This is a genomic window from Neisseria sp. P0022.S010, from assembly GCF_051956635.1.
The window spans coordinates 1-4,060 of record NZ_JBQCXF010000256.1 but is presented as its reverse complement, the minus strand read 5'-3'; the positions used below and the strand labels follow the sequence as shown (position 1 = coordinate 4,060).

At 48.6% G+C, this 4,060-nt stretch carries 4 protein-coding genes; all 4 read right to left on the bottom strand.

Annotated elements, in window-relative coordinates:
- Positions 1-50: 50 nt before the first annotated feature.
- The 4 genes from greB to ftsN all read right to left on the bottom strand — a co-directional run bounded on the left by greB (position 51) and on the right by ftsN (position 3,991).
- Positions 51-542 (bottom strand): transcription elongation factor GreB, encoded by a 492-nt coding sequence (greB, locus tag ACTHUT_RS14810; RefSeq protein ID WP_003685038.1) that lies wholly within the window; start codon positions 540-542, stop codon positions 51-53.
- Positions 543-616: 74 nt separating this feature from the next.
- Positions 617-2,164 (bottom strand): amidophosphoribosyltransferase, encoded by a 1,548-nt coding sequence (purF, locus tag ACTHUT_RS14805; RefSeq protein ID WP_440418971.1) that lies wholly within the window; start codon positions 2,162-2,164, stop codon positions 617-619.
- A gap of 152 nt (positions 2,165-2,316) precedes the next feature.
- Entirely contained in the window at positions 2,317-2,850 is a 534-nt protein-coding gene (locus ACTHUT_RS14800; RefSeq protein ID WP_250589773.1) for a CvpA family protein, read from the bottom strand.
- On the bottom strand, positions 2,843-3,991 hold the full coding sequence (ftsN, locus tag ACTHUT_RS14795; RefSeq protein ID WP_250589772.1) for a cell division protein FtsN: 1,149 nt from the start codon (positions 3,989-3,991) through the stop codon (positions 2,843-2,845). Before ftsN ends, ACTHUT_RS14800 begins: the two co-directional genes overlap by 8 nt.
- Positions 3,992-4,060: the final 69 nt, after the last annotated feature.

The following is a 4,060-nucleotide window of genomic DNA, read 5'->3' as shown; positions in this document are numbered from 1 at the left end:
GTCTGAAAGTATATTCTCAGATGGCCTTTATAGTTTTTATTCACGCATAATCAGTCAATCTTAATATATTCCACCGACAGAATCTCTATAACCTCACGGCCTTCCGGTGTATCCAAGACAACTTCATCGCCTTCGCGCGCTTTAATCAGGCTGCGCGCCAAAGGGGAAATCCATGAAATTTTGTTTTTAGCGGTATCGATTTCATCTACGCCGACGATTTTGACGGTTTGTTCACGACCGTCTCCGCGCAATAAGCCAACGGTAGCGCTGAAAAAAATCTGGTCCGTGGCTTCACGCGCTTCAGGGTCGACGACGACGGCAGCTTCCAAGCGTTTGGTCAGAAAACGGATACGACGGTCGATTTCGCGCATACGGCGTTTGCCGTAAAGATAGTCGCCATTCTCGCTGCGGTCGCCATTGCTTGCCGCCCAGTTAACGATTTGGACGATTTCCGGGCGTTCTTTGTTGACCAGATGATAAAGTTCGTCTTTCAGTGCCTGCCAACCGGTAGGTGTGATGTAATTTTTGGTTTCGGTACTCATGATGTGTCTAAAACATAATTAAAGGCCGCCTGAACGTTAATTTTCAGACGGCCTTTATTGTAAGTCAATTTACTTTATTCTTCATCATCATCGCTATCGCTGATACTGATGCTGTGTTCCATTTTGCTTGGATGAACTTTCAAACCGCCACAACCTGATTTTTCGGTAGAGAGACGGTTCAGATACGCCTCATCGATATCACCGGTTTGATAGACACCGTTAAAGCATGAAGAATCAAAGGATTCGATTTTTGGATTGAGTGCTTTGACTACTGCTTCCAGATCTTCTAAGTTTTGGAAGACGATGCCGTCCGCGCCAATCTCAGCCGAGATTTCTGCTGCGTTGCGGCCGTTTGCAATCAGTTCTTCACGGGTCGGCATATCGATACCGTACACATTCGGATAGCGCACTTCGGGAGCAGCGGAAGCAATGTAGACTTTGCGCGCACCTGCCGCGCGTACCATTTCAACGATTTCACGGCTGGTCGTACCGCGCACGATGGAATCATCCACCAACAAAACGCTTTTGCCGTTAAATTCGGTTTCCATCGGGCTGAGCTTTTGGCGTACGGATTTTTTACGCGTTGCTTGTCCGGGCATAATAAAGGTGCGGCCGATATAGCGGTTTTTAATCAGACCTTCGCGGTAAGGTTTTTCAAGATGGACGGCAAGCTCCATCGCGCTGGGTCGGCTGGTATCAGGAATCGGCATCACGACATCGATATCGTCGACGGGCAACTCGCGTTTGATTTTTTCCGCCAAAGAAACGCCCATATCCAGACGCGCCTGATAGATGGATACGCCGTCGATGACTGAGTCGGGACGCGCGAAATAGACGTATTCAAAGAGACAAGGGCTGAGTTTGACTTTATCGCTGCATTGACGCGACACGATTGAACCGTCAAAGCTGACAAACACGGCTTCACCCGGCTGAATATCGCGTTCTAAATCATAGGCAAGTGCGTTGAAAGCAACTGATTCAGAGGCAACGGCATACGATTTTTTACCGGATTCATCGGTTTGCGAACCCAATACCAACGGACGGATACCGTGAGGATCGCGGAAGGCAACCATGCCATATCCTGCAATCATGGCTACAACACCGTATGCGCCGCGCACTAGGCGGTGTACTTCGGAAACAGCGTTGAAAATATTGTCGATGGTGAGTTGATAAGGGGCTGTATTTTTAGAGACTTCGCGGCGTAATTCGTGCGCAAATACATTGAGTAGAACTTCAGAATCGGAACTGGTATTAACGTGGCGCAGGTGTTTGTTGCATACGTTTTCATACAACTCTTCGGTATTGGTCAGATTACCATTGTGTGCCAAAACAATGCCGAATGGGGAGCTGACATAAAACGGCTGAGCCTCTGCGCTACTGCCCGCATTGCCTGCAGTCGGATAGCGGACATGTGCAATGCCGGCATTACCGATCAAGTCGCGCATATTGCGGGTACGGAACACTTCGCGCACCATGCCTTTGCCCTTGTGCATATGAAATATATTGCCTTCGGCAGTAACAATACCTGCTGCGTCCTGACCACGGTGTTGCAACATCTGTAAACCATCATACAACATCTGATTGACCGGCTCATGACTAACCAAACCTAATACACCACACATATCGTGCTTCTCCGAGTTTGAAGATTAAATGGGTAAACCGTCATTATAAAATAATTTAGATGAGTTTGCTCAAATTGTCGACAATATGATGCTAAATTTACGCAAATAAAAACGGATTCAGACGACCCATAGGCCGTCTGAATCCGTCAAACTCAATCATCCAATTCTTCTACTTCAGCTGCTTTACCCGAAAGATGCGGCATTGCAGTATCTTTCCCTGGCAGATAAGGCATCGCAGCATCGGCAAGTGATTCAAAATACGGAATTGTGTGCGAACTTTGCCACTCTTCCGTTTTCGGCAAATCAGTGTGTGAAAAAACCATCACTGCCAGTGTCACCAAAATCACACCTTTCACTGCACCGAATACGCCGCCAAGCAACCGGTTGATGCTTCCCAAACCAACGGCAGACATCAAACTGCTTAACAACGATCGTGCCAGTTTCTGCAACAACCATGCCAAAAAAAACACAGCGGCAAAACCCATGGCAACCGCCAAAGAATGCGGCTCAACCGATTTAAAGACCACATCGGCAAACGGCACGGCGAGCGTTCTGGCTGCAATAAACGATACCACCCACGCCACCATCGCCCCTGCTTCGGCAATAATACCCCGTGTCAACGAGATAATGATGCAGATGGCGATGACGGCGGCAGCCAACAAATCGGCAACAGGCAAATTACTCACTGGTCACCTGACCGGCAATGCCATGCACACGCAATTTGTTCAAATCGCGCTCTGCATCGCGTGCATTTTTATAACTGGCTGATTTCACGCGATAGACCTTACCTTTATCAGTCATGACCTCAGTAATGGTTGAATCGATACCTGCGGCTTTCATTTTACGTTGCAGGCTTTGCGCGCGTTCTTTTTCAGCATAACCAGCCTGAATAGCGGCTTTTTTCGCAGGCTTGGCTTCTGCTGTTTCTTTTTCAGCTTTAGGTTTGGCTTTTTCAGACGGCTTCTCGGCAGTTTTTACCTTATCGGCTTTTTCTGCTTTGGCCGTTTCTGGTTTAGCCTTTTCATTTCTTAGTTTTTCAACTTTGGCTTCTGCTTTCTTGGCAGGCTCGGCCTTGTCTTTTACGCTGTCTTTGCTGTTTTTGGCAGATTTACGCTCGGCAATGGCTTTCTCTGCCTTTTCCAATTGTGCCAATTTATTGCGTTCGGCAGCGGCTTCACGCTCTGCTTTCTCAGCACGCGCTTGAAGTACGCGTTTTTTAGCTGCCAATGCGTTTTCTTTCTCAGCAGCTTCCTGTTGGGCTTGTGTTTTACGGGCCGCAGCGGCACGTTGCTCAGCCTGACGTTGGCGGCGCTCTTCGGCTCGGCGCTCCGCAGCTTCACGTTTGGCAGCCTCGGCGCGTTGAATACGTTCGGACTCTTCCAAGCCTTTAATATTGCCGTCATCCAAAGTATCGTTGATCAAAACCAACGACTCGCCGACATCTTCGGGAGCAGATTCACGGCTTGGCTTCAATACTTCAACCGGCGCATTATCTTCTTCGTCGCCTGCATTTTGCGGTTTATTTGATGCTTCGGCATCCGCATGGCGGGCAGCCTCCTCAGCAGCAGCGACATCCTCTTTATTAGGCTCTAAAACAACCGCCTTGCTCGGCTCGTCAGCCGTTTTGATTTGGCTCTGACCGACAGGCGCTTCTTTAAACGGTGAATTTTTATCGTCGCCGGAAGTCAGCGCCAGACCGAACAGCATACCCGATGCCACCACCAAGCCGGAGGCCAAGACCAAGCGACGGCGGTTGCGACGTTTGAGTCGTTCGTAACCGTCTAAATCGTATCCGTTTGGAGTTTCTTTTTGTTTATTGTCGGACATGATAATTTCCTCGTTAGTGTTCTTTCAAAACAGCCATTACATCGGCAACAGTATGGAATGAGCCGAAAA

Coding starts and splice junctions, on each gene's coding strand:
- greB (WP_003685038.1), bottom strand. CDS start 542: ATGAGTACCGAAACCAAAAATTACATCACACCTACCGGTTGGCAGGCA.
- ftsN (WP_250589772.1), bottom strand. CDS start 3,991: ATGTCCGACAATAAACAAAAAGAAACTCCAAACGGATACGATTTAGAC.
- purF (WP_440418971.1), bottom strand. CDS start 2,164: ATGTGTGGTGTATTAGGTTTGGTTAGTCATGAGCCGGTCAATCAGATG.